This window comes from Pseudomonas sp. FW215-R2 (genome assembly GCF_058789255.1).
Window position 1 is genome coordinate 77,281 of the sequence record NZ_JBYTBO010000018.1, and the last position, 23,829, is coordinate 101,109.

Annotated in this window: 23 protein-coding genes; 4 read left to right on the forward strand and 19 right to left on the reverse strand. The window is 63.0% G+C overall.

The features are described from left to right. The first annotated feature begins 7 nt into the window (after positions 1-7). On the forward strand, positions 8-667 hold the full coding sequence (locus AC3WRD_RS22660; protein ID WP_102621785.1) for a flavin reductase family protein: 660 nt from the start codon (positions 8-10) through the stop codon (positions 665-667). Positions 668-706: 39 nt separating this feature from the next. On the opposite strand, the gene AC3WRD_RS22665 is transcribed toward AC3WRD_RS22660, so the two are convergent. The 8 genes from AC3WRD_RS22665 to AC3WRD_RS22700 form a co-directional block, all read right to left on the reverse strand. Continuing rightward, the gene (locus tag AC3WRD_RS22665) at positions 707-1,366 is read right to left on the reverse strand and encodes a DUF799 domain-containing protein (RefSeq protein WP_102621786.1); all 660 of its coding nucleotides are present in this window, start codon (positions 1,364-1,366) and stop codon (positions 707-709) included. Then, a complete protein-coding gene (locus AC3WRD_RS22670) occupies positions 1,363-1,731 on the reverse strand; it encodes a DUF4810 domain-containing protein (protein ID WP_096819990.1) in 369 nt (122 codons plus the stop codon). The genes AC3WRD_RS22665 and AC3WRD_RS22670 overlap by 4 nt, the downstream gene beginning before the upstream one ends. Positions 1,732-1,760: 29 nt before the next feature. Then, positions 1,761-2,447, reverse strand: coding sequence for a CsgG/HfaB family protein (locus AC3WRD_RS22675; protein ID WP_162130490.1), 687 nt, complete (start codon positions 2,445-2,447; stop codon positions 1,761-1,763). Positions 2,448-2,739: 292 nt separating this feature from the next. Beyond that, positions 2,740-5,838 (reverse strand): error-prone DNA polymerase, encoded by a 3,099-nt coding sequence (locus AC3WRD_RS22680; protein WP_207267962.1) that lies wholly within the window; start codon positions 5,836-5,838, stop codon positions 2,740-2,742. Beyond that, on the reverse strand, positions 5,814-7,229 hold the full coding sequence (locus AC3WRD_RS22685) for a Y-family DNA polymerase (protein ID WP_102621787.1): 1,416 nt from the start codon (positions 7,227-7,229) through the stop codon (positions 5,814-5,816). The genes AC3WRD_RS22680 and AC3WRD_RS22685 overlap by 25 nt, the downstream gene beginning before the upstream one ends. 7 nt (positions 7,230-7,236) lie before the next feature. Beyond that, positions 7,237-7,854, reverse strand: coding sequence for a translesion DNA synthesis-associated protein ImuA (gene imuA, locus AC3WRD_RS22690; RefSeq protein ID WP_007959433.1), 618 nt, complete (start codon positions 7,852-7,854; stop codon positions 7,237-7,239). Then, a complete protein-coding gene (gene lexA, locus AC3WRD_RS22695; RefSeq protein ID WP_102621788.1) occupies positions 7,854-8,471 on the reverse strand; it encodes a transcriptional repressor LexA in 618 nt (205 codons plus the stop codon). Before lexA ends, imuA begins: the two co-directional genes overlap by 1 nt. Before the next feature lie 101 nt (positions 8,472-8,572). Continuing rightward, positions 8,573-9,490, reverse strand: coding sequence for a LysR family transcriptional regulator (locus AC3WRD_RS22700; protein ID WP_102621789.1), 918 nt, complete (start codon positions 9,488-9,490; stop codon positions 8,573-8,575). Between the two features lie 103 nt (positions 9,491-9,593). Between AC3WRD_RS22700 and AC3WRD_RS22705 the strand changes: the two genes are divergently transcribed. Next, a complete protein-coding gene (locus AC3WRD_RS22705) occupies positions 9,594-11,348 on the forward strand; it encodes an amidohydrolase (RefSeq protein ID WP_102621790.1) in 1,755 nt (584 codons plus the stop codon). Between the two features lie 102 nt (positions 11,349-11,450). Next, positions 11,451-12,188 (forward strand): TorF family putative porin, encoded by a 738-nt coding sequence (locus AC3WRD_RS22710; RefSeq protein WP_102621791.1) that lies wholly within the window; start codon positions 11,451-11,453, stop codon positions 12,186-12,188. Positions 12,189-12,210: 22 nt separating this feature from the next. On the opposite strand, the gene AC3WRD_RS22715 is transcribed toward AC3WRD_RS22710, so the two are convergent. The 11 genes from AC3WRD_RS22715 to AC3WRD_RS22765 form a co-directional block, all read right to left on the reverse strand. Continuing rightward, positions 12,211-12,489 carry a DUF971 domain-containing protein gene (locus AC3WRD_RS22715; protein ID WP_102621792.1) on the reverse strand — a complete coding sequence of 93 codons (279 nt, stop codon included), beginning with the start codon at positions 12,487-12,489 and terminating at the stop codon, positions 12,211-12,213. Continuing rightward, positions 12,486-13,448 carry a HEAT repeat domain-containing protein gene (locus AC3WRD_RS22720; RefSeq protein WP_102621793.1) on the reverse strand — a complete coding sequence of 321 codons (963 nt, stop codon included), beginning with the start codon at positions 13,446-13,448 and terminating at the stop codon, positions 12,486-12,488. Before AC3WRD_RS22720 ends, AC3WRD_RS22715 begins: the two co-directional genes overlap by 4 nt. Beyond that, positions 13,445-14,293 carry an ABC transporter ATP-binding protein gene (locus AC3WRD_RS22725; protein WP_102621794.1) on the reverse strand — a complete coding sequence of 283 codons (849 nt, stop codon included), beginning with the start codon at positions 14,291-14,293 and terminating at the stop codon, positions 13,445-13,447. The genes AC3WRD_RS22720 and AC3WRD_RS22725 overlap by 4 nt, the downstream gene beginning before the upstream one ends. Next, positions 14,293-15,075, reverse strand: coding sequence for an ABC transporter permease (locus tag AC3WRD_RS22730; protein WP_102621795.1), 783 nt, complete (start codon positions 15,073-15,075; stop codon positions 14,293-14,295). Before AC3WRD_RS22730 ends, AC3WRD_RS22725 begins: the two co-directional genes overlap by 1 nt. A gap of 220 nt (positions 15,076-15,295) precedes the next feature. After that, positions 15,296-16,699, reverse strand: coding sequence for an ABC transporter substrate-binding protein (locus tag AC3WRD_RS22735; RefSeq protein ID WP_102621796.1), 1,404 nt, complete (start codon positions 16,697-16,699; stop codon positions 15,296-15,298). 110 nt (positions 16,700-16,809) lie between these two features. Further along, positions 16,810-17,055, reverse strand: a complete 246-nt coding sequence (locus tag AC3WRD_RS22740) for a 4Fe-4S dicluster domain-containing protein (protein WP_007959413.1) — start codon at positions 17,053-17,055, stop codon at positions 16,810-16,812. 25 nt (positions 17,056-17,080) lie between these two features. Further along, positions 17,081-18,811 carry a fumarate reductase/succinate dehydrogenase flavoprotein subunit gene (locus AC3WRD_RS22745; RefSeq protein ID WP_102621797.1) on the reverse strand — a complete coding sequence of 577 codons (1,731 nt, stop codon included), beginning with the start codon at positions 18,809-18,811 and terminating at the stop codon, positions 17,081-17,083. Position 18,812: 1 nt separating this feature from the next. Continuing rightward, positions 18,813-19,559: a GntR family transcriptional regulator gene (locus AC3WRD_RS22750; protein WP_085603142.1), complete on the reverse strand. Its 747-nt coding sequence runs from the start codon at positions 19,557-19,559 to the stop codon at positions 18,813-18,815. Between the two features lie 95 nt (positions 19,560-19,654). Further along, a complete protein-coding gene (locus AC3WRD_RS22755; RefSeq protein ID WP_102621798.1) occupies positions 19,655-20,623 on the reverse strand; it encodes a Gfo/Idh/MocA family protein in 969 nt (322 codons plus the stop codon). 16 nt (positions 20,624-20,639) lie between these two features. Beyond that, positions 20,640-21,527: a Dyp-type peroxidase gene (locus AC3WRD_RS22760; protein ID WP_102621799.1), complete on the reverse strand. Its 888-nt coding sequence runs from the start codon at positions 21,525-21,527 to the stop codon at positions 20,640-20,642. 57 nt (positions 21,528-21,584) lie between these two features. After that, positions 21,585-22,619 (reverse strand): AraC family transcriptional regulator, encoded by a 1,035-nt coding sequence (locus tag AC3WRD_RS22765; RefSeq protein ID WP_102621800.1) that lies wholly within the window; start codon positions 22,617-22,619, stop codon positions 21,585-21,587. Between the two features lie 211 nt (positions 22,620-22,830). Here AC3WRD_RS22765 and AC3WRD_RS22770 point away from each other — a divergent pair, with 211 nt between their 5' ends. Beyond that, the gene (locus tag AC3WRD_RS22770) at positions 22,831-23,778 is read left to right on the forward strand and encodes a SphA family protein (RefSeq protein WP_102621801.1); all 948 of its coding nucleotides are present in this window, start codon (positions 22,831-22,833) and stop codon (positions 23,776-23,778) included. Positions 23,779-23,829: the final 51 nt, after the last annotated feature.

The window sequence follows — 23,829 nt, forward strand, 5'->3', positions numbered from 1 at the left end:
CACTGCCATGCACAGCTTCGATTTCAGCCAACTGAGCCCACGGGAAAAATACAAGATTCTGATCGGCAGCGTGGTGCCACGCCCGATTGCCCTGGTCACCACCATCGACGGCGAAGGCCGGGTCAATGCGGCGCCGTTCAGCTTCTTCAATGCGCTGTCGGCGGACCCGCCCATTCTCGCGCTCGGCGTGGAGAACTACGGCGACCAGAGCCCCAAGGACACCACCCGCAATATCCAGATGAACCAGGAATTCACCATCAACATCGTCAACGATGCGCTGGTGGAAGCCATGAACGTCTGCGCCGTACCGTTCGCGCCGGGTTTCGATGAGTTGACCGCTGCCGGCCTGACGGCAATCCCCGGCACTTCGGTCAAATGCCCACGCATCGGCGAAGCACCGGTGGCGCTGGAGTGTCGGCGGATGATGGCGCTGAACATCGGTCAGTCGCGGGAGATCATTTTTGGCGAGGTGTTGATGGCGCATGTGCGCGACGAGTTGATCGACCCGAAAACCCTGTACATCGATCAATTGGGGCTGGATGCGATCGGGCGCATGGGCGGCCATGGTTATGCACGGACCCGGGATTACTTCGATTTGCCGACCCGCTCGTTGCAAGCGTGGACGGAGGCGCCGGGGGGTGGCGAGCGGTTCTGGCCCGCCAAATAAAACGGCGGCTCACCGAGGTGGGCCGCCGTTACAGGTCGATCAGTCAGTGCCGTACTTCGGCGACCGTGGCCCGTACAGCAGGCCTGCCGGATGACCGGCCGACAGCAGACGATTGCTGGCCACACCGGCAATCGGGTAGCCGGCATCGGTGGAGCTGTTGACGATCTGTTTCACCGCAGCGGTGATCAGTGCGCCGATCAGGCCGCCGCCACTGTTGTTGCCGCCCTCTTCGCTCGACGCCCGGGCCGAACCGGTCCACAGGGTGGTGCCGGTTTTCAGGTCGACCAGTTTGGCGCTGGCGGTCACGGCAGTTTCGCTGCTGATCACCATGTAGCGTGTGCCGTACTCACTGACGGTGATGTACAGCGCCGCGTCGGCGCCGAAGATTTCGTGCAGTTTGTTGGCCGGCGCCTGATGGATGTCATCCGGCGTGGTCAGGCCGTTCTGGCGGAACGTCTCGTCGACCAGCGTGATCGGCAATACGTAGTAACCGGCTTCGGCCAGCGGGAACGTCACTTGCGACAACAGACTGTAGGACGCCTTGACGTCCGGCGAGGTGTTCAGCGGCGGCAGCACCAGAATGGATTTCGGGCGCGCTTGCTTGTACGCCGAATAGTCCACGGCCTTTGGTGCAACGCAGCCGCCGAGAACGGTCAGCGCCAGGCCCGCGGCCAGCAGTTTCAGGGCGCGCGCGATCATTTGGCGTCCCCGGTCTTGGCGTTTTTAAGCAGAAAATCCATGTACGTGCCGGACTCGGGGAACAGGGTCTTCTCGGTGCGCAGTTGCTGCACCATCTGATCGTCCTTGCCCATGCTCAGGTACAGCAGACCGAGGTGTGCGTGGTAACCCGGCGGTACGGGCTTACCACTGGCGCGGATCTTTTGCAGATCGGCTTCCAGCGCTTCGGCCTGGGCCTCTTTCGGCGTTTCGCTTTTGAAGTATTCGTAGACTTGTGGCTGGTAGCCTTCCCACTGGTACAGGGTTTGCGGGCTGCTGCAACCAGCCAGCAAGGCGCTGGCGGTCAGTGTCAAGGCCATCAACGGCCGGGACAGGGACAGATTCATGGTGTGTTGCTCCTTGCGTTGGGCGTCTATCAGTTGCCCGGTTTCCAGGCACCGGCGTTCATGCCATCGACCAGGCGATTGATCGCCTCGCGCATGGCCAGATCGAGGACTTTGCCGTTGAGGGTGGAGTCGTAGGCAGCAGTGCCGCCGAAGCCGATGATTTCGCGGTTGGACAAGGCGTATTCGCCGGCGCCCTGGGTCGAATACACCACTTCGGACGTGCTGATGTTGACGATGTTCAGGTTGACCTTGGCGTAGGCGACCTGGGTCTTGCCACGGCCGAGAATGCCGAACAGTTGGTGATCGCCGGTCTCTTTGCGGCCGAACTCGGTGACGTCACCGGTGACCACGTAATCGGCGCCTTTCAGACGCTGGGCCTGCCCCTTGATCGCCGCTTCCTGCTGGATTTCGCCCATGTTGTCGCGATCCAGCACCGAGAAACGGTTGGTCTGCTGCAGGTGAGTGATCAGGATGGTCTTGGCCTGACCGCCGAGGCGGTCAACGCCGTCGGAGAAGATCCCGCGCATGTAGCTCGAACGGTTGTCGAACTTGCCCACGGCCATCGGGATACGGACACCGGACCAGGCCTGAGAGGCGCTTTCCACCTTGGCCACCGGCAGTGCGCGGGAGCTTTCGGTGGCGCAACCGGAAAGCGAGCCGGCCAGGGTGCCGAGGACGGCAATCGCAACGCCCGAGACCAACATCCGGGAGATCATTCTCACTGTGCATTCCTTCTGAAAAATGATGTGTCCCGGCACCGCAAAGTCGTGGGGATCGGGAAAGGGGCGGCATTATGCCAAAGTGCCACCATTGAGGACAGGTTTTTTTGACGCCAGCAAATTGGCTTTCGTATCAGCCAGCAGCCGTCAGTTGCCGATCGTTCCCACGCTCCGCGTGGGAATGCATCCCGTGACGCTCTGCGTCACAGTGGACGCGGAGCGTCCATGGCGGCGTTCCCACGCAGAGCGTGGGAACGATCACTAACGATCAACACAGGTTCAGAGGTTGTCAGTGGAAATCGCGGCTTTGCACCCGAATGCCGTTGAGCAACGGGCTGAGGTCACTCAAGCGTCCGGCAATCAGATGCCGCACCTCGCCTTCCCGCTCCCAGCGGCCATCGACCTTGAGCAGTTGCGAACCGACCAGCACCTGACGCTGACGCTCGGCCAGATCACGCCAGACCACCACGTTGACGTTGCCGAACTCGTCCTCCAGCGTCACGAAGGTCACGCCGCTGGCGGTGGCCGGTCGTTGGCGGCCGGTCACCAGCCCGGCCACGCTGACCGGTCGCCCGTGCTCGACCTCCAGCAACTCCCGGGAACTGCGACAGCGCCGCGCTCGAAGCTCATCGCGCAACAACGTCAGCGGGTGCGGCCCCAGCGTGGTGCCGAGGGTGGCGTAGTCGGTGAACAGGTCTTCGCTGACACTCGGCGTGGGCAGCGCCACATCGGGCTCTTCCTGACTCGGCAACCCGGCAAACAACCCGAGCTGTTTCTGCACCCCGGCCACTTCCCAGCGCGCCCGATGGCGGTGACCGGCCAGGTCACGCAAGGCCCCGGCATCCGCCAGCAATGCCTGGGCTCGACTGTCGAGTCCGGCCCGTTCGCCCAGATCGGCGACATCGGCAAACGCGCCCCTCGCCCGAGCGTTTTCAATGTTCCGCGCATCTTCCTCGCGAAAACCCTTGATCATGCGCAGGCCCATGCGGATTGCCGGTTGCTCGCCGGTGATCGGCTCCAGACTGCAATCCCAGTCACTGGCGCGCACGTCCACCGGGCGGATCTGCAAATGATGGCGGCGTGCATCCTGAAGAATCTGATCCGGGCTGTAGAAACCCATCGGCCAACTGTTGATCAGCGCACAGGCGAACGCCGCCGGTTCATGGCACTTGAGCCAGCAACTGGCATAGGTCAGCAAGGCAAAACTGGCGGCGTGGGACTCGGGAAAACCGTAACTGCCAAAGCCCTTGATCTGTTCGAAGATCTGCGCGGCGAATTCCGGGGTGTAGCCGTTTTTCTTCATGCCGGCGGCCAGCCGCTCCTTGTGCGGCTCCAGCCCGCCATGGCGCTTCCACGCGGCCATGGAGCGGCGCAACTGATCGGCCTCGCCGGGGCTGTAGTCGGCGGCGACAATGGCGATCTGCATCACCTGTTCCTGAAACAGCGGCACGCCGAGGGTGCGTTTGAGCACCACTTCCAGCTCCGGCGACGGATAGGTTGCCTTTTCCTCCTTGTTCCGGCGGCGCAGGTACGGATGCACCATCCCGCCCTGGATCGGCCCCGGCCGGACGATGGCCACCTCGATCACCAGGTCGTAGAAGTTCTGTGGGCGCAGGCGCGGCAGCATCGACATCTGCGCCCGGGACTCGATCTGGAACACGCCGATGGTGTCGGCGCGGCTGATCATGTCGTAAGTCGGGCGATCGTCAGGCGGGATGGTGGCCAGACTCAGATCCTGATGGCGATGGCGACGCAGCAGGTCGAAACAACGGCGGATCGCACTGAGCATGCCGAGGGCGAGGATATCCACCTTGAGCAGCCCGACCGCATCGAGGTCGTCCTTGTCCCACTGGATGATCGTGCGGTCGGCCATGGCGGCGTTTTCCACCGGCACCAGCGTGTCCAGCGGTTGCTCGGAAATCACGAAACCGCCGGGGTGCTGCGACAGGTGCCGGGGGAAGCCGATCAGTTGCCCGGTCAGGCTCAGCACCCGGTGCAGGATCGGGCTGTCCGGGTCGAAGCCACTTTCGCGCAGGCGTTCCACGGGCGGCGTTTCATCGCTCCAGTGGCCGCAGCAGTCGGCCAGCGCATTGATCTGGTCCGGCGGCAGGCCCAGCGCCTTGGCCACGTCGCGCACCGCGCCGGCGGCGTGATAGGTGCTGACCACCGCCGTCAGCGCCGCACGACGGCGGCCATAACGACGGAACACGTATTGCAGGACTTCTTCCCGGCGCTCGTGTTCGAAATCCACGTCGATGTCCGGCGGTTCGTTGCGCTCCCTCGACATGAAGCGCTCGAACAGCAGCGTGGTGCGATCCGGGTCGATCTCGGTGATGCCCAAGGCAAAACACACCGCCGAGTTGGCTGCCGAACCCCGGCCCTGACAAAGGATTTTCTGCTCCCGGGCGTAACGCACCACGTCGTGCACGGTGAGGAAGTAACTTTCGTAGCCGAGCTCGGCAATCAGCTCCAGCTCATCGTCGATCTGTTTGAGCACCTTGGGTTGCGCGCCTTGTGGCCAGCGCCAGGCGATGCCTTGCTCGGTCAAATGACGCAGCCAGGAACTGGCGTCGTGTTCCTCGGGCACCAGCTCTTTGGGGTATTGATAGCGCAACTGGCCGAGGTCGAACGTGCAGCGGCGGGCCAGCCTCACCGATTCGTCCAGCAAGGTCTGCGGATACAACCCGCGCAACACATCGAGACTGCGCAGATGCCGCTCGCCGTTGGGGTGTAGACGCAATCCGGCCTCAGCCACCGGGACGTGATGACGGATCGCAGTCATGGTGTCCTGCAAGGCACGGCGACCACGGGCATGCATGTGCACATCACCGCTGACCACCGCTGGAATCTGCAACTCACCCGCCAGACTCAGCAGCGCGGCCAGCCGCTGTTGATCGTTCTGCCCGCGATGCAACTGCACCGCCAGCCACAAACGTTCGCCGAAGGTCTGTTTCAGCCAGCGGCCCTCTTCCACGTCGTCGACCGCCTCCGGCACCCACAACACCAGCAACCCCGGCAACGGTTCGTTGAAGTCCTCGCGCAGCACTTGATACTGGCCTTTCTGCGTACGCCGTCGAGCCTGGGTAATCAAGCCGCACAGCGCCTGATAACCCTCGATGTTTTCTACCAGCAACACCAGTTTCGGGCCGTTCTCGATGCGGATTTCGCTGCCGATGATCAGCGGCAGCTCCACGGACTTGGCCGCCTGCCAGGCACGGACAATCCCGGCCAGAGTGCATTCATCGGTAATCGCCAGCGCCTGATAGCCGTGCTTTTTCGCGCGCTGGAACAGCTCCAGCGCACTGGAGGCACCGCGCTGGAAACTGAAGTTCGACAGGCAGTGCAGCTCGGCATAACCCTGGTTCACGCGAACCAGCCCTGCAGCCACAACGGGCCGCCCTCACCCACCGCCCGGTACGCCCAGCCTTGCTGGCCGGCGCGGTTCTGGATCAGGTAATAGTCGCGGCGCACGTCGTCACCGTCCCACCAGCCGGATTCGATCCGCTCCGGCCCCATGAGGATGCGTGCCGAACCTTCGGGCACAGTCTGCGGCTCGCCCAACAACCAGCCCGGACGCTGCACGCCCGGCAACGCAGCGCAACGCTGCTTGTCATCGGCGTTCTGCCACGCGCACTCCGGTCGATGATCAGCCTGGAAGCGCAGGCCCTGCACCGCTTCATCCCCCAGCCGCGCACGCAGGCGTTCGCGCAGTTGCTCCCAGGGCAAGGTCTGTTGCGGGCGGTCGTCGAACAGTTCCTGGAACTGCGGCACGAAACTCGGCAGATCCTCGGCGCGCAGACGAAAACCGCGTACCGGGGCCTCGACCTGCACCTGCTCCAACCGACCACGGGCCAATTCAAAGAGCATCGCCGGATCCCGCTCGGCGCTGAGCAGGCCGACCTTGATCAGCGTGTCCGGCAACCCGGCGTGCTCCAAGTGCAGATCGAAGCGCTGCACGCCGCTGTCGCGCCCGCACAGAAACGCCGACAGATCGCCCGTCAGGCGGCGCAACGGGAACAGCAGCGCCTGATGAGACTGCACGTCGAAATTGAGTTCGATGCGCACATCGAAGCGATCCGGTGGCAGGTAGAACGCCAGCGCCAATGGCCGTGCGCCGAACAGCGTGTCCAGATGCTTGAGCATCGGCGCCTCGAAACGCCGGGCCAGGGCCTGACGCGGCAGGTTCTGCACCTGATGAAGGTTGCGCAGGCCCATGCGCGACAGCGCCGTGGCCACGCTCGGTTCAAGCCCGATGCGGTCGACCGGCAGTTGCCCGAGGTGGTGGCGCAGGGCTTCACCGTCGGGCACCACCAATCCGTCATAGGCGTTGGCCAACACCCGCGCCGCCACCGGGTTGGGCGCGGCGACGATGCGGTGACGAAAGCCCAGCTCCGTCAGTTCCGTGCGTAACCGCGCCTCGAACTGCGTCCAGGAACCGAACAGCCCGAGGCTCGATTCGATCTCGAACACCACGGTACGCGGGTAATGCACGCTGACCTGGGCGCTGAAACGATAGGCCCAGGCCGCGAGAAACTGCTGCCAGTGCTCGACCTCGGCCGCGTCGTAATCGACGGTGGCGAAACCTTTGCTCATGGCCTGCGCGGCGGTCATCGACTGCCCCGGACGCAAGCCCAGCGCCCGCGCCGCCGGGTTGACCGCTTGCAGCACCCGGCGCTGGGCCGGGCCGCTGAGCAGCGCCAACGGTTGGTCGGGATCGGGGCGCTGACGCAGCACGGCGTCGAGGGCCAATTGCGGGAACAGAATGCAAACCCAGCGCATGGCGACCTCAATGCCCCACGGCAAAGGCAATCGGTGCGCTGCGCGCCAGTCCGCCCCGGCACTTGAGTACGCGCAATTGCGCCGGGCGGGCATCGATGGCAATGCGCAATGCGGCCGGCGACGGATTGACCGCTTCGCTCAATGGCCGCCACGCGAACGCCAGGGTCTGGCCGGTTTCCGCCGCCACCTGCAAACGGCGCAAGGCGCGGTCATCGGCCTTGTGCGGCCAGCACAGCACTGCACCGCAACTGCCCGAACGCAGGCATTGTTCCGCCGCCCACAACGCATCGCGCTCGCTGGCCTGGATCACCGACAACTGCCGCAGATCGACCCCGGCATTGGCCCAGGCCTGCGGATACGGCACGAACGGCGGCGCCACCAGCACGATGCGCTCGCCCGCTGCCGACAGCCGCGCCAGAGTCGGCCACACCAGTTGCAGTTCGCCGACACCGGGCCCGGCCAGAAGGATTTCGCTCAGCGCCGCTTCCGGCCAGCCGCCACTGGGCAAGGCGGCATCCAGCGCCGCGTGCCCGGTGGGTTGCGGGCTGGCGGCCGGTGGCGCAGGCCGGCCCTTCCAGACCTGGCCGCCATTGAACAGCGTATCCAGCGCGACGACGGCACCCATCAGCCTTGCCTCACCAGACCGCAGAACACCCCTTCGATGGCCAGGTCCTGATCGGCCCGCACGACAATCGGCTGGTACGCCGGGTTGCGCGGCAACAGGCGAACCTCATCGCCGATCCGCTCGAAGCGTTTGATGGTGACCTCACCGTCGAGCCGCGCCACCACGATCTGGCCGTTGAGCGCCTCGGGGTTGCGGCGTACGCCGACCAGATCGCCGTCGAGAATCCCGTCCTCGATCATCGAATCACCCTGCACCCGCAGCATGTAGTCGGGCGTGCGGGAGAACAGCGCGGGATCGAGCATCAACCGATTGTGGATGTCGGCATCGGCGCCAATGGGCGCACCGGCGGCCACCCGGCCGAGTACCGGGACTTCGAGCAGCTCCGGTCGCGCCGGTTGCCCGAGCAAACGAATGCCCCGGGCCTGATGCGGATTGACCTCGATAAACCCGGCCTCGGTCAGCGCCAGCACATGCTTGCGCGCCACGCTGCGGGAGGCAAAACCAAAAGCCTCGCTGATTTCAGCGAGGCTTGGGGGCTGACCGTGTTCGGCGATGCGTTCGCGGATAAAGGTCAGGATGGCGGTACGGCGGGGAGTCAGAGTCGTCATGGAGTACATTTGTACTCCTGTGGGAATTTCCTGACAAGCACCGCCAGTCAGCTCAAATCCTGTGACTGATCGTTCCCACGCGGAGCGTGGGAACGATCAGAAGCACGGAATCAGCTCAAACCGCGCTCCGCCAGAAACCCCGCGATGTAGTCGATAAACGCCACAACCTTGGCCGTCGCCCGCCGATGGCTCGGGTACACCGCCAGGATGTGCGGGCCGAAGCTGTCCGGGTCGATGTCGTAATCAGCCATGACCCGCACCAGTCGCCCGTCGGCGATGTACGGCGCGGCGCTCCACAGCGGTGTGTGCAGCAAACCGCGCCCAGCCAAAGCGCTGGCCAGCAGCAAATCGTAATTGTCGCTGCGCAACAGCGGCGCCGCCGGTTGCGCCAGGCTCAGGCGCTGGCCGTCGCGTTCGGCCCACCAGAATTCGCGGCTGAGCAACGGATGCCGGTACAGCAGCCATTCATGTTGATCGAGGGTTTGCGGCGTGACCGGCAACCCCTTGCGCACCAGGTATTCGGGGCTGCCGCACAGCGCCAGACGATTGCTGCCGACCACCCGGGCAATCAGCCCCGGCAAGTCGTCATGCCCCTCGCGCAGTGCCAGGTCGTAACCGCTTTCCAACAGATTGACGAACTCGTCGCACAAATCCACTTGCAGGCTGATCTGCGGGTATTGCTGCAGAAAGCCGTCACACACCTGATCGAGAAACGCCCGCCCGTAAGCCAGCGGCGCAGTGATTTTCAGGCTGCCGCGCAGGCCGTGCTGCAACTGCTCGATTTCCTCGCTGGCCTCATCGAGGCGCTGCAACACCTGTCGTGCGGTTTCCAGATAGAGCCGGCCGATTTCGGTCAGCAGAATCCGACGCGTGCTGCGCTCGAAGAGCCGCGCACCAAGTTCGGACTCCAGATGATTGACCGCTTTGGTCAGGGCCGACGGGGTTTTGCCCAGTTGCTCGGCAGCGCGGCTGAAACTGCCGAGCTGCGCGGTGACCACGAACATTTTCAGTGCACCCAGCTTGTCCATGCTTTTTCCATTCAGGCAAAAACGTTTTTCGTGAGGGAGGCGTTCTGTCGGGCGTTGGCAGCCACTAATCTGGCCATCAGACGCAATAACAAGGAAATGTTCAATGAAAAGATTCATCCCGCGTTACACCAAAAATGTCTTGATCGCCGCTGTGAGTTTTGCCTCGATGGAAGCCATGGCCGCCACCGATCTGGTGCTGCTCAACGGCAAGATTTTCACCGCCGACCGTGCTCAGCCGAAGGTTCAGGCGCTGGCCGTGGAGAACGGCAAGGTGCTGAAAGTCGGCACCGATGCGCAGATCAAAGCCTTGATCGAGCCCGGCACCCAAGTGATCGACCTCAAAGGCCAGACGCTGATGCCCGGCCTGATCGACAGCCATTCCCACGCGATTTTCGGCGGGCTGGAAATGGTCTCGGCGAACATGGAAGACGACGTGGTCGGTCTTGATGAACTGGAGAAACGCCTGCGCGGCTGGCGTGACGACGGCAAGGCCCGGCATGGCGATGTGTTGAGCGTGGCCGGCATGAGTTCGGCGTACTGGGCCAAAGCTGAGGCCCTGGGCAAAATCTTCAACCATGGCGAATGGGCTGAAGTACCCGTGGTGTTCACCGGCAGCGATCACCACACGGCGTGGGCCAACAACGTCATGCTCAAGCGCGCGGGCATCGACGCCGCACTGCTGAAAAACTTGCCGGACGCGGAAAAAGACACCATTGGCAAACTGGCCAGCGGTGAGCCGAACGGCTTTGTGGTCGACGCCGGTTGGGATCGCGTCGCCTCGAAAATGCCGGTGCCGAGCCCTGCCGATATGCTCAAGGCCGCGCAATCGGCGGTGCGCTTCAACAACAGCCTCGGCATCACCGCGTGGATGGACCCCGCCGCCAACGCCGCGCCGGGCGAGCCGGTGTTCGCCCTCAAACCCACCGAGAAAACCGTTGGCGTGCTGCCGGCCTACAAGGCCCTGTCGGAAAGCGGTGGCATGACCGCCCACGTCGCCGCGCTGCTGGTGGCCAACCCGAAAAGCGTCCCGGCCGATCTCGATACCCTCGACAAGGTTCGCCAGCAGTTCCAGGGCATCCCCAACCTGACGCTGCCGGGGATCAAGATCTTCGCTGACGGCGTGATCGAATACCCGGCCCAGAGCGCGGCGATGATCGATCCCTACAGCAACTCCCACAAACAGGGCGAACTGCTGATTGATCCGCAGCACTTCGGCGAACTGGTCAGCGCCATCGACCAGCGCGGCTGGCTGGTGCACATCCACGCCATCGGTGACCGCGCGGTACGCGAATCCCTCAACGGTATCGCCCAGGCGCGCAAGGATCGACAAAGCGGCGTGACGCATTCGATCACCCACCTGCAAATGGTCAACCCGAAGGAATTCGCCCGCTTCAAGCCGCTGAACGTGATTGCCTCGATGCAACTGCTGTGGGCCAGCGCCGACGACTACACCACCGACATGATCAAGCCTTACGTCAGCGCCCTCGCCTTCCGCTATCAATACCCGGCGCACTCGCTGCTCAAGCAAGGCGCGACAATTGCCGGCGCCAGCGACTGGCCGGTGTCCTCACCGAACCCGTGGAACGCCATGGCCCAGGCCATCACCCGCACCGGGCCGCTGGGCGTGCTCAACGCCGACGAACGCCTGGACCGCGAAACCATGTTCTACGCCTACACCGTCAACGCGGCGCGCACCATCGGCCTGGAGCAACAGATCGGTTCCCTGAGCCCCGGCAAACAGGCCGACTTCATCGTGCTCGATCGGGACGTGTTCAGCGTCGATGACAAGTCCCTGCATGACACCCAGGTTCTGCAAACCTGGTTCGCCGGCCGCCAGGTCTACGCACCGACCCTCTAATAACAATCGCCGTCCCCCCTGCCCGACCCCGCGCCAACCGCCGGGGTCCGGCGCAGCCTTGCCTGCTTCCTGCCCATAACAATCACAACATCGGGACTTCACATGAAAGCCATGCCCCTGCTCGCCCTCACTTCCTTGAGCCTGCTGCCCTTGAGCAGCCACGCGATCCCCTTGAACGATGATTTCGCGGTGCTGGTCGACCTGACCCTGGCCAGCGACTACCGCACTCGCGGCATCTCCCAGACCCAGAACGACCCGGCCGTGCAGGCCGGTCTGACCCTGGCCCACAGCAGCGGCCTGTACCTCGGCGCGTGGAGTTCGAACGTCGATTTCGGCGGTGGCCTGAAAACCCGTCAGGAGGTCGATTACTACGCCGGCTGGCTGTGGCAGGCCACCGAGCAGGTGAGCCTGGACCTCGGCACCATTCGCTACGCCTACCCAAGGGAAAGCCAGTTCAATCAGACCGAGGTCTACGGGATTCTCGGCGTCTACGGCGTGAAGCTGGCGGCGTACTACTCCAGTGATGCGCCGGGCATCGACAGCAAACAGAGTTCGCTCTACAGCTACATCGGCTATGAAACCGAATTGCCGTTCGACTCCGGGCTGAAGCTGCGCTACGGCAACATGGACTTCAAGGACCCGCACCTGTATTCGGCGTCCGGTCATGGCGAAGAGTCCTACCGGGAGTGGGAAGTCAAACTGACCCACAACCTGGCCGGCGTGGTGCTGGGCCTGAGCTACATCGACACCGACCTCTCGCAAAGCCAGTGCCTGAGCAACTGGGGCTTCAAGGATGTGTGCACGGCGACGGTGGTGGCCAGCGTCAGCAAATCCTTCTGAGCCCCGGTTGATTGCGGTGAACCTAGGATGAAAGTTGCGCCAGGAACTGCCACGGATAGATCCCGCGTTGATGACCATCGCTGAACACCAGTTGCAGGCCGTAACCCTGGGGGTTGAGTTCGATCACACGCACTCGATCATCGACCAACGGGGCCGAACCCCGCAGGCGAAACGCCCGGCACTGCGAGCACGGGCACTGACGGCGCAGTTCGGCATGGTCGAGAAACTGCTCGCGGCCATCCGGCCAGCTCAGCCGCAACCGGTGTTCACTTTGGGAATTGCCGATCGCCAGCGGATTCATTGCAGCTGACTCAAGGCAATCCGCACGGCTTTGCGCACTTCCGGGTCGCCGTCATCCTGCGCGGCCTGCAACGCCGCCACGGCCCCGCGATCATTCAGTTCGCCGAGGGCCAGCGCGGCTTCCTTGCGCAGGTTGCTGATGCGATGGCCGAGGGTGTCGATCAAGGCGTCGAGGGCCGGCACGTAACGCAAACGGCCGAGGCTGCGAGTGGCGCGCAGGCGCACTTGCCAGTAGTCGTCGGCCAAGGCGTCGATCAGCGCCGGGCCTGCGTCGGTGTGGCCGACCTTGCCGAGGGTGGTCGCGGCTTCTTCGCGTACTTGCCAGGCCTGATCCAGCAGGGCCTGACGCAATGCGGGCAGCACCTCGGCGTCACTTGCCAAGCCCAGGGCGCCGGTGGCGGCGCGACGTACTTCGGTGTCCGGATCATCGCTGGCCAAACGTGCCAGCGCCGGCAAGGCATCCAGCTGTTTAAGCCAACCGAGCACGCCGACGGCTTCGCGGCGGACACTGGCGTCGGCATCGCTCAACGCTTGAATCGCGGCGGGTGCGGCGCCGGGGAAGCGCAACTCGCGCAACGCCCGGAACGCGGCAATCCGCACGCCGGTTTCGGCATGGGCGGTCCACGGCAGAATCACCCTGCCCGCCGCTTCGGTTTTGAGCAGGCTCAGGCTCTGCGCCGCAGCGGCTTGCACCGCTGGCGACGGATCCGTCAGCGCCTGGCACAGCGCTTCTACCACCGGTTCGTCTTCCCAGGCTTCCAATAGACGTGCCGCTTCGGCACGCACTTCTTCGGCCGGGTCTTCGGCCAGGCGCTCGACCAGCCAGAGCAAGCCGTCCGGCTCTTCGAGGTCAGCCAGGTCGATCAGGGCAATCCGGCGTACACCGGCATCATCAGCGGTCAGGCGCGGTTGCAGGGCGAGAATGTCGTCGTTATCGGTCACAGCAAAAAATGAGGTCACAGGGCAAATCTCGGCAAGGCGTTTTCAGGAGGCAAACCGAGCGGATTGAGGCGCGGCAGCGGTCGGTCGTTGTCGTGGCGCAGCAGGTCGAGGCAGTGGCGCTTGAGGCGCGAGAACTCGCTGCTGGTGACCAGTTCGGTGGTGCGTGGCCGTGGGAAATCCAGGCGCAGGTCTTCGATGATCCGCCCCGGCCGTGCGCTCATCACCAGCAAACGGTCGGCGAGAAACAGCGCTTCGTCGATGTCATGGGTGACGAACACCACCGTGGTGCGAATCCGCGTCCAGATGTCCAGCAGCAGTTCCTGCATGTTCAGCCGGGTCAGCGCATCCAGCGCGCCAAAGGGTTCATCCATCAGCAACAGCCGTGGCCGGTTGACCAGCACCCGGGCGATTTCCACCCGTTGCTGCATGCCGCCGGAGAGTTGATCCGGCCAGCGTTCGGCGAAACCTTCGAGGCCGACCAGTTTGAGGATTTCATCGGCGGCGCGATGGCGCTCGGTTTTACCGATGCCACGCATCTTCAGGCCGAACGCAACGTTGTCGCGCACCGTGCGCCACGGGAACAACGTGTGATGCTGGAACACCATGCCGCGCTGCGGTGACGGGCCAGACACCTCGGCACCATCGACTTTCAACTGCCCGCCATGGGGTTGCAGATGCCCGGCCAGCGCGCCGAGCAAAGTCGACTTGCCGCAACCGGACGGGCCAAGAATGCACACGAACTGGCCGGGTTCGATCTGGCAATCCAGCCCCTGCACCGCTTCAAACGCTTGCCGGCCCTCGCCGAGGACGATGGATAACTGGCGGATGTCGATCCGCCCTTCCGGGGTTTGCATCACGCTCATCAGGCTTTTCCTCGTGGTCGGTGCCAGGGCGTGAACAGCCCGCCCAGGCGTTTGATCAGCAGGCTGCTGCCCATGCCCAACACGCCGATCAGCAACATGCCGACCACGATGTCGGAGTAGTTCTGAATGGTGTAGGACTCCCAAGTGTAGTAACCGATGCCGAACTGCCCGGAGATCATTTCGGCGGTCACCAGACAGAACCACGAGGTGCCCATGCCGATGGCGAGGCCGGTGATGATGCTCGGCGCAGCGCCCGGCAGGATCACTTCCAGCAGGATCGCCCGGCGTCCGGCCCCGAGGCTTCTGGCCGAGGCGATCAGGCGCGGGTCGACACCTTCGACGCCGTGCACGGTGTTGAGCAGGATCGGGAACAGCGCACCGGTGAAGGTGATGAACACCATCGACAGCTCCGACGACGGGAACATCAGGATGGCCAGCGGAATCCATGCGACGGCGGGGATTGGGCGCAGCACTTCCAGAGGTGGCAGCAGCAGGTCTTCGGCCCACTTCGAGCGGCCGATGGCCAGGCCCAGGGCGATGCCGATCACCAGCGCGGCGAGGTAGCCGGCGAAGACTCGGCCGAGGCTGGCGCTCAGGTGCTGGATGAGCTTGCCGGAGTCACCGAGGCCGAGGGCGGCTTCGATGACGGCCAACGGGGTTGGGACGTTGGCGAAGGTGACGAGGCCGAGGTTCCAGTGGTGGCTCGCGGCTAGTTGCCAGAAGAGCAGGCAGAGTAATAGGGAGGTTGCTCTTGATATCCAGCGATTTTTTGGGATTTTCATGGATCGGAATTCCGTGTGATGGCTGAGATCGCCCCCCCTCACCCCAGCCCTCTCCCCCAAGGGGGCGAGGGGGAAAGGGAGCCGATCTTCATGCATTTCAAGACCTGAGTTCGGCTCGATTTCTCAGGTCGGCGTAACTCTTCAGAACAACACCGTCAGTCCCCTCTCCCTCCGGGAGAGGGTTAGGGTGAGGGGCTTTTGATCTGCCTTTGATCGGGTGTTAGCGGCTAGCAACGGCCTGCGCGGTGGCGTCGGTGAAGTCGAGGACTTTTCCGCCCTGCGCCGACGCGTATTGCTGAGCCTGCCCTTTGAGCAAAAACGCACTCAACCGCCCCTTCCCATCACTGGCAAACCACGCCTGCTCCGCCAGCAACTTGATCCCGCTGTCACTCGCCTGCGCATACACCGCGCGGATGTTCTTGCCTTCCGATTTCAGGCCGGCCAGTGCGGTAAACGCCTCTTCAGCCGAGGCATAACGCCGGACCTTGTCCTCACCGCGCACCCAGATTTCCGCAACATGGCTGAAATCAGAAATAGCTTTCCCAGTCACCGCATCGACAGACTTCAACGGCGTCTGCGCGTAATTGGCCAGTTGCGCGGTGTAATCCAGATTCGAGGCCTTGAATGCCGCGCGGATGTACTGGTCATCGATAAAGGTGTTCAGATCGAGCCCGCGATCCGCCTTCTTCAGCAGCTTCAGCGTGTCGATGGCCGTGCCCACGGCCTGGCGATACTCCGGCTTCCAGCTCAGGTCGCGGGTCTGCACGCCCAGCGGGCCGTGGAACAGGTAATTGACCTCGGCATCGACGCCGGTGACTTTGGCGATCAACTCGCTGTATTTCTCGGGTTCGGCGGCCAGCAACTGATTGGCTTCGATGCTTGCGCGCAGGTAGGCGACGACGATTTCCGGGTACTTCTTGGCGTAGGCCTGATCGACCAGTGCACCGTGGAAGGTCGGTGCATTGGCCTGGGCGCCGTCGTAGATCTTGCGGGCGAAACCACGACTCGGGAACAGTTCGGCGAACGGTACAAAATCAGCGTGGGCGTCGATCTTGCCGGCCTGCAACGCCGAGCCTGCGACCTCTGGCGGCTGGGCGATGATGTTCACATCCTTCAGCGGGTCCCAGCCCTGCTCCGCCACGGCGCGCAGCAACATGCCGTGGGCGGTGGAAGCGAACGGTACGGAAATGGTCTTGCCCTTGAGTTCGCTCAGCGACTGCACACCAGACGCGCTCGGCACCACGATGCCATTGCCGCTGCCCTTGATACTGCCCGACAACACGCTGATGAACAGGCTGTGTTTGCCAGCGGTTTCGAACGCCACACCATTGAACGCACCCGGGAAATCGGCCATGGCGCCAAAGTCGAGTTTGCCGGCGACCATCTCGTTGGTCAGTGGCGCGCCGCTGGTGAAATTCTTCCACTGCACGTCGTATTTGGCGTCCTTGTAGGCGCCGTCGTGAGGCAGGTATTTGTCGAGCAGGCCCAACTCGCGAATCAACAGGCCGCCGGCGGCGCAGTTGATGGTGGTGTCCTGAGTGCCGATGGCAATGCGGATGGTTTCGGCCGAGGCCGACAAGGTGAACGAAGCCAGTACCAGACCGGCGATTGCTGCACGCAACATGGTTGAATCCCCTCGAATCATTTATAGGATATTCGTCTCCGCCGCGATCAGGGCGCGGTGGGAAACGAGGGGTGTCTTGAATCAGGCGTCCGGTGTTGCCGGATAGCGTTTTAGCGGAGCAGGTACGGGATTTCGACTTTCACCGCACCGGTCGGGCAGTCCTTTTCGCACGGCATGCAGTACCAGCATTCGTCGAAAGCCATGTAGGCCTTTTGCGTGGCCGGGTTGATCGCCAGCAGGTCCATCGGGCAGACGTCGACGCACACGGTGCAGCCCTTTTCGGCGATGCATTTGTCCTCGTCCACGGTGACGGGGGCGTTGGAGCGGAAGAAGATTTCCTGGGCTTGATAGGCCATGGTTCGGACTCTCTCTAGTGATGCCTCAAGCGGCGAAAGCGCCGACCCGCAAACGGTCGTAGGCCTGCATTTCCTCGGCATCGAGCGGGATGATGTAAGGCTCGACGGCTTTCTTGAAACTGGTCATGCGCCCGTCTTCGCCCTTCTTCAGGTGGCAATGGCAGAACCATTCGCGGTCGTCCCGTTGCGGGTGATCGACGCGGTAGTGGTACAGGCCCCAGCGGCTTTCGGCGCGGAACAGCGAGGCGCGGGCGGCCATTTCGGCGCAGTCGCGGATCACGCTGGTTTCCATGGCGCGCATCAGTTCGTGGGCGTTGTTGGCCTTCATCTCGTTGAGGTCGCGTTCGATGTCGCTGAAGCGTTGCAGGCCGATTTCCATCTTCTTGGTCACTTTCGGCGGTTGCAGGTAGTCGTTGACGAAGCGCCGCAGCTTGTACTCGACCTGGGCCGGCGGCAGACCGTGCTCGCGATCCAGTGGTGCATAGACCCGGGCCTTTTCCTTCGCGATCTGTTCGACATCCAGCGTAGAGAACTCACGCCCGGCGACAAACTCCGCCGCGTTATGGCCGGCAAACCAGCCGTAAGTGAACGCGCCGAGCATGTAGTTGTGCGGCACGGCGGCCATGTCACCGGCCGAGTACAGACCTTTCACCGACGTCTCGGCCCGCTCGTTGACCCACACACCGGACGCCGAGTGACCGCTGCAAAAACCGATTTCCGAGATGTGCATCTCGACCATCTGCGTGCGGTAGTCGGTGCCTCGATTGGCGTGGAACTGGCCGCGACTCGGGCGCTCGTTGCTGTGCAGGATTTCCTCGATGTTCTGGATGGTTTCCTCGGCCAGGTGATCGAGTTTCAGGAACACCGGGCCGTTGCCGCTTTCCAGTTCCTGGTGGAACTCCCACATCATCTGCCCGCTCCAGTAGTCGCACTCGATGAAGCGTTCGCCCTTGTTGTTGGCGGTGTAGCCACCCAGCGGGCCAGTGACGTAGGCGCAGGCCGGGCCGTTGTAGTCCTTGATCAGCGGGTTGATCTGGAAGCACTCGAGGTTCGCCAGTTCCGCCCCGGCGTGATACGCCATCGCATAGCCGTCGCCAGCATTGGTCGGGTTTTCATAGGTGCCCATCAGGTAACCCGAGGACGGCAAACCAAGTCGCCCGGCGGCGCCGCAGGCGAGGATCACTGCCTTGGCTTTGATCACATGGAAGTCGGCGGTGCGGCAGTCGAACCCCATCACACCGTTGACGGCGCCTTCCTCGTCGGTCAGCAAACGGGTGCAGACCAGCCGGTTAGTGATGTTCACCCGTGCGCGTTTCAACTGGCGATACAGGACTTTCTTGATGTCGTGCCCTTCCGGCATCGGCAGCACGTAGGCGCCCATGTGGTGGACTTTTTTCACCGCGTAATCGCCGGTTTCGTCCTTCTCGAACTTCACGCCCCAGCGGTCGAGTTGCTCGATGGTTTCAAAGCTGTGGGTCGCGTAGGCGTACACCGCCGCCTGGTTGACGATGCCGTCGTTGGCGATGGTGATTTCCTTGGTGTACTGCTCCGGCGTCGAGTGGCCGGGAATGATCGCGTTGTTCAGGCCGTCCATGCCCATGCTGATCGCGCCGCTGCGCTTGACGTTGGCCTTGTCGACCAGCAGCACGCGCAGGTCCTTGTTTTTTTCCTTGGCCTTGATCGCCGCCATCGGGCCAGCGGTGCCACCGCCGATCACGACGATGTCGTATTCCTGCTCTAAGGTATTGCGGGTCATGTCACGCCCCTTTTTGCCGGTCGATCCGCAGGCGGTACTGGAACGCATCGCCACGGTAGTAAAGGTGTTCGAAGTCCAGCGGCTGGCCGTTCGCGTCGTGGGTCAGACGCTCGATGCGCATGATCGGTGAGCCGGCCTCGACGTTCAGCGCCTGGGTCAGGTCGCTATCGGCCAGCACCGCGTCGATGGCCAGATCGGCGTGGCCGAGAGCGATGCCGCAGTCGTTTTCCAGAATCAGGAAGATGTCGCGGGTGACCAGATCGGCCTTCTCCAGCCGTTCGCCGACAGCCTTTGGCAGGTAGGTGATTTCCAGCGAAATCGGCTCGCGGTTGATCAGCCGTACGCGTTTGATCTGCGCAACGATTTCGCCTTCGGCGACCTGCAAACGCTCGGCGACCAGTTTGTCGGCGGCGATGAATTTGAAGCTGCGCAGGCGGTTGATCACCTCGTAGCCGCGACCGGTCATGGACTCGGCGAGGCCTTGCAGGGTGCTGACGTTTTGAAAGGTCTTGGGTTTGGCGACGAAGGTGCCTTTGCCGTGGATCTTGAAGATCAGCCCTTCTTTCTGCAGATCGCCCAGGGCCTGGCGCACGGTGATGCGGCTGACTTTGAACAACGTGCCGAGCTCGCTTTCGGACGGCATCTGGCTGTCTTGCGGGTATTCGCCGTCGAGAATCCGGGCGCGCAGCACGTCGCGCAGTTGGGTGTGCAGCGGGACGCTGCCCAGGGAGAGAACGTTATCGGTCATCACGGGATCACTTGTCATAACGAGTTATGACGTGATCTTAGAGACGTTATGACAAGCTTGAGAAATATTGTTTGGGCATAACCTTAGACGCGCCTTCAGTGGCGCTTGAGGATCTGGTCCATGACCCAATCGGTCTTCAGGGCTTCGGCGGCGACTGCCGGGTGCCGGGACTCACCGCGAATCTGCGCGTTCATGCCGAGTACGTGATGCCACTGGATGTGTTCGTGATGGTCGATGATGAGGCTGAGCGACTCATCGGCATGCAACTCGACCGGATGCTCATCGAACACCGAAAAACCGATTCGCCCTTGGCTGCCGATGATCTCGACCCGATCCTCCCGCCGATCCGCAACAAAGCTCCAGCACCCCATGCCCAATGCGCCCGAGGCGAATCGCCAACTGGCGCTGACCGCATCCTCCGCCGCGTACAACCCGGCCTGACGTGCCGTGAATCCGGCGACTTCGACGATGTCGCCGAGCAGGTACTGGAACAGGTCAAAACCATGGCTGGCGAGGTCCGCGAAATACCCGCCACCCGCCACCGTCGGATCGGTGCGCCAGTTGGCGCTGCCGTCCAGATCCTTCGGTGATGGCGCCTTGGTCAGCGTCCAGCTCAAGTGCCGCACTTCGCCAATGCGGCCCTGTTCCAACCACTGCCGAACCTGCTGGAAACGCGGCAACGAACGGCGGTAATAGGAGACGAACAGGTGCAGACCGGCATCGGCAAACACCTGCTGCATTTCGCGGCTTTGCCCGGCGTTGAGTGCCATGGGTTTTTCCACGCAGCAATGCTTGCCGGCGGCGGCGACTTTCAGGCTGTAGGCGTAATGACTGTCAGGGGGCGTGGCGATGTACACCGCGTCCACTTCAGGATCGTTGATCAGCGCATCGACGTCGGTGTAAGCCCGGGCGATGCCGTGGCGCGCGGCGTAATCGGTCACGGCTTCGAGGCGTCGCCCCATCACCGCCACCAACGCCGAGCCGGGCGCTTTGTAGAAGGCCGGCCCGCTTTTGCGTTCGGCGACGCTGCCGCAACCGATCATGCCCCAACGCACCACGTTCATCGCTCTTCCTTGTGTCTTAGCCGATGCGCAAGGCGCGCAGGTCAAGGTGGCCGTCCTTGAGCGGCGGGCACCAGTAGTAACCGCCGGTGATCGGCCGGCTGATGCGGTACAAACCGTCGGTGATGCCGTCTTCCAGACCGCTCATGCGGCGCAGTTGCGCTTCGAACGCGTCGAGGGAGAAACCGAACGCCAGGAACATCAGGCCCGCGCGGTCGCCTTCGATCCACGGCATCGAACGGCGCACAACGAAGGCTTCCGGAGCGAAGCTTTCCTGAGCGGTGCGCTTGACGTGGGCGGACACCGGGGCGTCGTCGAGCTCTTCGTTGTCGCTCAGGCGACGGCCCATGATGTTGTCTTTGTCTTCGGCGGACAGTGCATGGAAACCCTTGAGGTCGTGCTGCCACTGCTGGATCGCGGCAAAGCTGCCACCCACCAGACCTTCGGTGCCTTCACTTTGCAGTGCGGCAGCGATGGCGGCTTCGTCGTGAGGGTTTTCGGTGCCGTCTTCATAACCGGTGAGGTCATGACCGTCCTTGTGACGGAAGGCTTCCTGCATCTGAACCAGACGCAGCGCCGGGGCCAGTGCGGCCTCAAGCGCGGTGCTGCGGTTGAGCAACTCGCCACGGTCGACGCCGTGCAGCCAGACCCACAGGGCGTGCTGGGTCGACGGGTTTTCCACGCCGACACCGGTCAGCGCCGGGAAGCTGCGCAGGCCGTCGATGTTCACATTCAGGGCCTTGGCCAGGGATTCACCGAAACCGACCACCGCCGACTTGCTGTCCACCAGGTTCAGCAGGTTGTCGATCGCCTGCGGCAGTGCTTCCACCGATTCGAGGGCGAAAAACAGGTGACGTGCTTGCGGCGGAACAGGGGTGGCGAGGATGCCCGGCTGGTAGTAACTCATGTGAACTCCTTGGGAAAGAGCGCGGAGTTTAACTGTAGCCGGAGGGTTTGTGTGGGATCAGATGACGCACTCGTTGCGCCACGCGCTCGGGCTCTTGCCCGTCCAGCGCTTGAACGCCCGACGAAAACTGCGCACATCGCTGTAGCCGACTTCTTCGGTGATGCGTTCGATGGGCATGTCGGGATTGGCCAGCAGACTCATCGTGCGCGCCTGGCGCACTTGCTCCAGCAGCGCTTCGAAGGTCAGCGAGTGCTCGGTCAGCCGCCGGCGCAAGGTGCGGCTGCTCATGTTCAGGTCACCAGCGATCTTTTCGATGTGGCTGCCCCGGCTCAGGTCCCGGGCAATGGCGCGCTCTACGGCCTGAATCAGATCGAGCTTCTGGTGGACTTGCGCCGCTTCCAGCTCCAGCAGTGTGACCGCCTGACGCAGCGCCAGCGAATGATGATTGGGCAGGTTCACATCCAGCCACTGCACATCGATCAGCATGCGATTGTGCAGACAACCGAAGCGTACGTCCGGCCCCAAAAGCCGCCGGTATTCATCAACGTAATCCGGTGCCGCGTGCATGAACTCCACGGCAATCGGTTTGAACGTCTCGCCCACCAGCGCCCTGCCGTAGACCAAAAGGCTGGCGAAAAACTCTTCGACCGCAAACACCTGCACCTCGGCAAACGGCAAGCGGCATTCCACGTCCAGGTACACCTGCTCGCCCACGATATCGACACTGGAAACGACAATCCCGCCGGACGTGTGCTGATGACGAATCCCCAGTTCGAACGCATCGCGCAGGTTCTTGCACAGCGACAGCACATGCCCGAGCAGACCAAGGGTGCCGAGCACGTTCTGCGCACCAACCCACAAGCCGAGCCCCTGATTGGGCAAAGCCTTCAGCGCCCGCTGAATCATGGCCACGGCCTGGCGGTAGGAGATCCGCTGCGAAGGATCCTGCAGGTCTTCGAAAGTGAAACCGAGGCCACGGCACAGGCTTTCGGCCTCAATACCCTTGTTGGCCGCAACTTCGGCCAGGGTCTGCAGCAGAAAGGGCGACACCAGCGCCAGTTCGAAGGTGGGGTCTTGGACTTTTACATTCATGGGGGCTGACATTCCGGATCACGCTGAATTGTTATTTTTGTAACCGGTTATGTCGAAGGAAGTTAGCACAGGGTTGGCGGACTGTCCGCAGAAGTCCCCTTCCGTGTCCGCCAATACCCTGCCCCGTCGTGCGCCAAGGGCTTATTTCTATAGTGGCCGGGCGTCCTGCGCGCCGGCGGTGCGCCCAAACACAATAATAATGAGGACGGACATGACCCCGAACCGCGCGACATTCCCTGTGCGACTGGCGCTGAGCCTGCTCGGCTGCGCCGCGACCCTGCCGGCGCTGGCCACCGAAGCCGGTGTCGACAACATCGGCACCGGCACCGACGGCTTCTTCATGCTGCCGCTGGAAGTCGACAGCCTTCCCGAGAACATGGTTGCCTTCAACCTCTACTACAACCACTACAAGGCGACCAAGCTCAACATCAGCTCGTTCGGCGGCAAGGTGCCGAATGTCGAAATCGAATCCACCGCCGTCATCCCGCGTATCGACTACCTGAGCCCGGTACGGGTGTTCGGCGGACGCCTCGCCGGTTACATCGCCCAGCCGTGGCTGAAGCAGGAAGTGTCAGTGTTCGGCCTGAGCGACACCCGCGAAGGCATGGGCGATACCACCATCGCGCCGATCATCCTGTGGGACATGGGCAAGAACCTGACCCTCGGCGCCGCCCTGGAAATCACCGTGCCCACCGGTGAATACAGCGTCGATCGCCTGGCCAACACCAGCAACAATTTCTACACCTACAAACCGCTGTTCTCCTTCACCTGGCTGCCGACGGACAAGACCGAAGTCTCGATGAAGACCACCTACAGCTTCAACGAGAAGAACAAGGACACCGACTACAAGTCCGGGCAGATCTTCCACTTCGATTACTCGGCCAGTTACAAGATCACCGACGACCTGATGCTCGGCATCAACGGCTACTACCTCAAGCAAACCACCGACGACAAACAGTTCGGTCACACCGTGCAGTTCGCCGGCCAGGACGTTGATGACGGCGTACGCGGCAAGGTGTTCGCCATCGGCCCGGCGCTGCACTTCACCTTCCTCAAGTACGCCAGCGCGGAGATTCGCTGGGCCAAGGAATTCGACGTGGAGAACCGGCCGGAGGGGGAAATGTTGTGGGCGAAAGTGAGTATTCCGTATGCGTTCTGAGTGCATTTGTAGGAAGGCGCGCGCAGATTTGTAGGCTGGAAACCTGAAAAA